The sequence below is a fragment of the Kitasatospora arboriphila genome, assembly GCF_039528095.1.
GTDB classification, from domain to species: Bacteria; Actinomycetota; Actinomycetes; order Streptomycetales; family Streptomycetaceae; genus Kitasatospora; species Kitasatospora arboriphila.
Genome location: NZ_BAAALD010000001.1, coordinates 231,222 through 237,221, shown reverse-complemented (window position 1 = coordinate 237,221; position 6,000 = coordinate 231,222). Strand labels below are relative to the sequence as shown.

General features: G+C 72.9%; 5 protein-coding genes. All 5 read right to left on the bottom strand.

The window, feature by feature from the left end:
- A partial coding sequence (locus ABD353_RS01155) for a serine/threonine-protein kinase (RefSeq protein ID WP_344621512.1) occupies positions 1-914 on the bottom strand: 914 nt, incomplete at its 3' end.
- A 386-nt stretch (positions 915-1,300) separates the two neighbouring features.
- Positions 1,301-2,425, bottom strand: a complete 1,125-nt coding sequence (locus tag ABD353_RS01150) for a GuaB3 family IMP dehydrogenase-related protein (protein WP_344621511.1) — start codon at positions 2,423-2,425, stop codon at positions 1,301-1,303.
- 169 nt (positions 2,426-2,594) lie between these two features.
- A complete protein-coding gene (gene guaB, locus ABD353_RS01145) occupies positions 2,595-4,097 on the bottom strand; it encodes an IMP dehydrogenase (RefSeq protein WP_344621510.1) in 1,503 nt (500 codons plus the stop codon).
- Positions 4,098-4,377: 280 nt separating this feature from the next.
- Positions 4,378-5,070, bottom strand: a complete 693-nt coding sequence (gene shbA, locus ABD353_RS01140) for an RNA polymerase sigma factor ShbA (protein ID WP_344621509.1) — start codon at positions 5,068-5,070, stop codon at positions 4,378-4,380.
- A gap of 249 nt (positions 5,071-5,319) precedes the next feature.
- Positions 5,320-5,931 (bottom strand): response regulator transcription factor, encoded by a 612-nt coding sequence (locus ABD353_RS01135; protein WP_014136228.1) that lies wholly within the window; start codon positions 5,929-5,931, stop codon positions 5,320-5,322.
- Positions 5,932-6,000: the final 69 nt, after the last annotated feature.

Here is a 6,000-nt window from a genome sequence, read left to right as displayed (position 1 = left end):
CCCGCCCCCCCCCCCCCCGTCGTGGTGCGCTCGGCACCGGCCAGCGGGACGGCCTGCTGGGTGGTGGCCTCGGCCCGGGCGGTGGACTCGGCGACGATCCGCCGCAGCTGGGCGCGGGTCGCCGAGGCGTCCAGGCGCCGGTCCGGGTCCTTCTCCAGCAGCCCCTCGATGACCGGCCGCAGCGGGCCGGCGTTGAGCGGCGGGGCGAGGTCCTCGGTCATCACGGCGGTGAGCGTGGCGAGCGCCGATCCGCGGTCGTACGGGGGCTTGCCCTCGACCATCGAGTAGAGCGTGCCGCCGAGCGACCACATGTCGGCCGGCGGGCCGGGCTTCCTGCCCTTGGCCCGCTCCGGCGAGATGTACGAGGGGGCGCCGACCAGCATGCCGGTGGAGGTGACGGAGGTGTCGCCCTCGACGCTCGCGATGCCGAAGTCGGTGAGCACCACCCGGCCGTCGTCGCCGATCAGCACGTTGGACGGCTTGACGTCGCGGTGCAGGATGCCGTGCTCGTGGGCGGCGCAGAGCACGCCCAGCACGTCGAGGGCGATCGCGGCGGCGCGGGCGGGCTCCAGCGGGCCGTCGTCCTTGATGACGTCGGCGAGGGAGCGGGACTCGACCAGCTCCATGACGATCCAGGGCCGCTCGTCCTCCTCGACCACGTCGAAGACGGTGACGGCGGCGGTGTGCCGGATCCGCGCGGTGGCCTTGGCCTCGCGCAGGGTCCGGACGATCAGGCGGTGCTTCTCGTCCTCGTCGACGGCGTCGGTCATCCGCAGTTCCTTGACCGCGACGATCCGGCCGAGCATCTCGTCCTCGGCCCGCCAGACCGTGCCCATCCCGCCACGGCCGAGGACGTCGTTCAAGCGGTACCGGCCGGCGAGCAGACGGCCGGTGGGCTCCTGCGGCTGCGTCATCGGTGCGCTCCCCCATGTGTTGCTGGCCGTGTGGTCATGACGGCGCGTCCGGCCGCAGCGGGCGGCGCACCCGGGGCCCAGAACGCCAAGTGCCCATCATCCCCTGTCGCTTCGGCCCGGGACCAATCGGCCCCACGCCCTTCGGACGGTCCGCGGCCGGCCCGCGTCCCGTTCGTGGCCGAAAAAGCACTGGCACGCGCGGATCGATCGTCCCATCGACTCGCACGCGTTCACGAATTCTCCCACTCCGGCGCACGATCACTCCACGTTGGATGCCGTGCTGACACACCGTCACCACGTCCCGGCGGCCGGCGGCCGGCACCCCGGGGGCGGGCGGGAACGTGGGGGGGCCGCCGGGGGGCTCCGGGGGCAGCAGCAGCGGCGGATCAGCCGTGCAGCGCCGGGTTGACGGTGACCTCGACCCGCTGGAACTCCTTGAGCTCCGAGTAGCCGGTGGTGGCCATGGCCCGGCGCAGCGCGCCGAAGAGGTTCATGGTGCCGTCCGGGGTGTGCGACGGGCCGGTGAGGATCTCCGCGATGGTGCCCACGGTGCCCAGGTCGACCTTCTTGCCGCGCGGGACGTCGTCGTGCACGGCCTCCATGCCCCAGTGGTGGCCCTTGCCGGGCGCGTCGGTGGCACGGGCCAGCGCCGCACCGATCATCACCGCGTCCGCGCCGCAGGCGACGGCCTTGGCGATGTCGCCGCTGTAGCCGACGCCGCCGTCCGCGATGACGTGCACGTAGCGGCCGCCGGACTCGTCCATGTAGTCGCGGCGGGCGGCGGCCACGTCGGCGACCGCGGTGGCCATGGGCACCTGGATGCCCAGCACGTTGCGGGTGGTGTGGGCGGCGCCGCCGCCGAAGCCGACCAGCACGCCGGCCGCGCCGGTGCGCATCAGGTGCAGCGCCGCGGTGTAGGTGGCGCAGCCGCCGACGATGACCGGCACGTCGAGCTCGTAGATGAACTGCTTGAGGTTGAGCGGCTCGGCGGCCGAGGAGACGTGCTCGGCAGAGACGGTCGTGCCGCGGATCACGAACACGTCCACACCGGCGTCGACGACGGCCTTGGAGAACTCGGCGGTGCGCTGCGGCGAGAGGGCGGCGGCGGTGACCACGCCGGAGTCGCGGACCTCCTTGATCCGCTGCCCGATCAGCTCGGCCTTGATCGGCTCGGCGTAGATCTCCTGCAGGCGGCGGGTGGCGTCGGCCTCGTCGGAGATGGCGGCGATCTCCTCCAGCAGCGGCTGCGGGTCCTCGTAGCGGGTCCAGAGGCCTTCGAGGTTGAGCACGCCGAGGCCGCCGAGCCTGCCGATGGCGATGGCCTGCTGGGGCGAGACCACGCTGTCCATCGGGGCCGCCAGGAAGGGCAGCTCGAAGCGGTAGGCGTCGATCTGCCAGGCGATCGAGACCTCCTTCGGGTCCCGCGTACGGCGGCTGGGGACGACGGCGATGTCGTCGAAGGCGTACGCCCGGCGGCCGCGCTTGCCTCGCCCGATCTCGATCTCAGTCACTTCGAGCCCTTCTGCTGCTGTGCATCTGCCGGCCGGGTCACCCCGGCCGCCCCCCAGTATCCCGCACCGGTCCCGGCGGCCGCCCCCACCGTCCGCGACACGGGCATGCGCCAGGGGCGCGCGGGGAGACCTCCCCGCGCGCCCCTGGGGGTGCGGTCGTGCCGGTCGCTCAGCGGCTGCTGTAGTTCGGCGCCTCGACGGTCATCTGGATGTCGTGCGGGTGGCTCTCCTTGAGGCCGGCCGCGGTGATCCGGACGAACCGGCCCTTGCTCTCCATCTCGGCGACGGTGGCCGCGCCGACGTAGCCCATGGTCTGCCGCAGGCCGCCGACCAGCTGGTGCAGCACCGCCGACAGCGGGCCGCGGTAGGGCACCTGGCCCTCGATGCCCTCGGGCACGAGCTTGTCGTCCGAGGCGACCTCGGCCTGGAAGTAGCGGTCCTTGGAGTAGGAGCGGCCCTGGCCGCGGGACTGCATGGCGCCGAGCGAGCCCATGCCGCGGTAGGACTTGTACTGCTTGCCGTTGATGAACTGCAGCTCGCCGGGCGACTCCTCGCAGCCGGCCAGCAGCGAGCCGAGCATCACGGTGTCGGCACCGGCGGCGAGCGCCTTGCCGATGTCGCCGGAGTACTGCAGGCCGCCGTCGCCGATCACCGGCACGCCGGCCGCGCGGCAGGCGAGGGCGGCCTCGTAGATGGCGGTGATCTGCGGCACGCCGATGCCGGCGACCACGCGGGTGGTGCAGATGGAGCCGGGGCCGACGCCGACCTTGACGCCGTCGACACCGGCGTCGATCAGCGCCTGGGCGCCGTCACGGGTGGCGACGTTGCCGCCGATGACGTCGACCTTGACTGCCGCCTTGATCTTGGCGATCCAGGCGAGGGCGTTGTGGCTGTGGCCGTGCGAGGTGTCGACGACCAGGAAGTCGACGCCGGCGCCGACCAGGGCCTGGGCGCGGTCGAAGGCCTCGGCGGAGGCGCCGACGGCGGCGCCGACCAGCAGGCGGCCCTCGGAGTCCTTGGCGGCGTTCGGGTACTGCTCGGCCTTGACGAAGTCCTTGACCGTGATGAGGCCCTTGATCCGGCCGTCCTCGTCGACCAGGGGCAGCTTCTCGATCTTGTGGCGGCGGAGCAGCGCCATGGCGTCCTCGCCGGAGATGCCGACCTTGCCGGTGATCAGCGGCATCGGGGTCATGATCTCGCGGACCTGGCGGGTGCGGTCCGTCTCGAAGGCCATGTCGCGGTTGGTGACGATGCCCAGCAGGCGGCCCTCGGGGTCGGCCACCGGCACGCCGCTGATCCGGAACCGCGCGCAGAGGGCGTCGGCCTCGGCGAGGGTGGCCTCCGGGCCGACGGTGATCGGGTCGGCGACCATGCCGGACTCGGAGCGCTTGACGAGGTCGACCTGGCCGACCTGGTCCTCGATCGACAGGTTGCGGTGCAGCACGCCGACGCCGCCCTGGCGGGCCATGGCGATGGCCATCCGGGACTCGGTGACCTTGTCCATCGCCGCCGAGAGCAGCGGGATGTTCACCCGGACGTTGCGGGAGACCCGCGAGGAGGTGTCGACCTGGTTCGGCAGCACCTCGGAGGCCCCGGGCAGCAGCAGGACGTCGTCGTACGTGAGTCCGAGCATCGCGAACTTCTCGGGTACGCCTGCGGCGTTGTAAGACATTGTGTGGGGACCTTCCGTGGCGGCCGTTGATCTGATCGCTTCCGGCTGAGGGTGTCCGGAGCATTGGTCTCAGGAGGGCGGGGCGTCGGCCTGGGTCAGGACCGTCGCCGCACCCGCGCACACCGGCACGGGCGGACCGCCAAGACGCCGCAATGCTCGGAGGTTCCTCCAAGGGAACCCCGGTCGCACCCACGAAACTTTGGCGACCTGCCCAGGCGCCGATACCTCATGGTACTGGTGTCCGGAGTGTCGGTTGGCGCTCTCCTTGACAACACAGAAGTCAGGAGGACTCTTCCGCGAGCGCGCGAAGTCGGCTGAGCGCACGGTGCTGGGCGACCCGGACGGCGCCCGGGGACATCCCGAGCACCTCGCCGGTCTCCTCCGCGGACAGCCCGGCGGCCACCCTCAGCAGCACGAGTTCGCGCTGGCGGGCCGGCAGGTTGGAGAGCAGTTCCTTGATCCAGGCGGCGTCGCTGCTGAGCAGGGCGCGCTCCTCCGGGCCGAGCGACTCGTCCGGGGTCTCCGGCAGGTCGTCGGGCGGGATCACGGTGGAACCGGGGCCGCGCATCGCGGCCCGCTGCAGGTCGGCGATCTTGTGCGCGGCGATGCCGTACACGAAGGCCTCGAACGGCCGACCCTCGTCGCGGTAGCGCGGCAGTGCGCAGAGCACCGCCACGCAGACCTCCTGCACCACGTCGTCCACGTGGTGCCGGGCGCCGCCGGGCAGCCGGACGAGCCGGCCCCGGCAGTAGCGCAGCGCCAGCGGGTGGACGTAGGCGAGCAGGGCGTCCACGGCCGGGCCCTCGCCGGCGACGGCGGCGGCCACGACCTCGTTCAGCTGGGGCGACGCCCCGCTGCCGAGCACGGGCCGGCGCGGTGCGCCGGTGTCCGCGTACGACGCATCGCCCGGACCGCTGGGCGGAGCCGGGTCGGGCCGGGCCTCGCCGGGGGCGCCGGCCTCGTCGTCACGCATCGGTCCATGGTGCCTGGTCGTTCCGGCGAACGCGGCACCGCGTCCGGAGTTGTGCATCGGAACGTTATGCGTGATCGCCGTACCCACCGCACCGCCTCCCGCCCCTGTGCCCGTCGTTCCTGCTGCGGCTGCACTCGTCTCCGCAGTACCCGTCCGCTGGTTCCCGAGGTGCTCCACTCCTCCATGGTGCAGCCTCGGGACCACGACGTCACACGTCCGGGCCCGGGGAGCCGCGGCGCGGCCGCCCCGTCAGCGGACCAGGCCCCAGCGGAAGCCGAGCGCCACGGCGTGCGCGCGGTCCGACGCGCCGAGCTTCTTGAACAGGCGCCGGGCGTGCGTCTTGACCGTGTCCTCGGAGAGGAACAGCTCGCGGCCGATCTCCGCGTTGCTCCGGCCGTGGCTCATGCCCTCCAGCACCTGGATCTCACGGGCCGTCAGCGTCGGCGCCGCCCCCATGTCGGGGCTGCGCAGCCGACGCGGCGCGAGCCGCCACGTCGGGTCCGCGAGCGCCTGGGTGACGGTGGCCCGCAGTTCGGCGCGCGAGGCGTCCTTGTGCAGGTAGCCGCGGGCGCCGGCGGCGACCGCGAGCGCCACGCCGTCCAGGTCCTCGGCGACGGTGAGCATGATGATGCGGGCGCCCGGGTCGGCGGACAGCAGCCGCCGGACCGTCTCCACCCCGCCGAGGCCGGGCATCCGGACGTCCATCAGAACGAGATCGGAGCGGTCGGCCACCCAGCGGCGGAGGACCTCCTCACCGTTCGTCGCAGTGGTCACCCGGTCGACGCCGGGCACGGTCGCGACCGCTCGGCGAAGCGCCTCCCGGGCGAGCGGGGAATCGTCGCAGACGAGTACGGATGTCATGACCGTCCTCCGCAGCTGATCCGCGTCACGTTGAGCCTCCTGGCTGGTACGAAACCTCTCCGACACGGC

Bases quoted from the DNA above. Each gene is read 5' to 3' on its own strand.
- guaB (WP_344621510.1), bottom strand. From the start codon at position 4,097: ATGTCTTACAACGCCGCAGGCGTACCCGAGAAGTTCGCGATGCTCGGA.
- shbA (WP_344621509.1), bottom strand. From the start codon at position 5,070: ATGCGTGACGACGAGGCCGGCGCCCCCGGCGAGGCCCGGCCCGACCCG.
- ABD353_RS01135 (WP_014136228.1), bottom strand. From the start codon at position 5,931: ATGACATCCGTACTCGTCTGCGACGATTCCCCGCTCGCCCGGGAGGCG.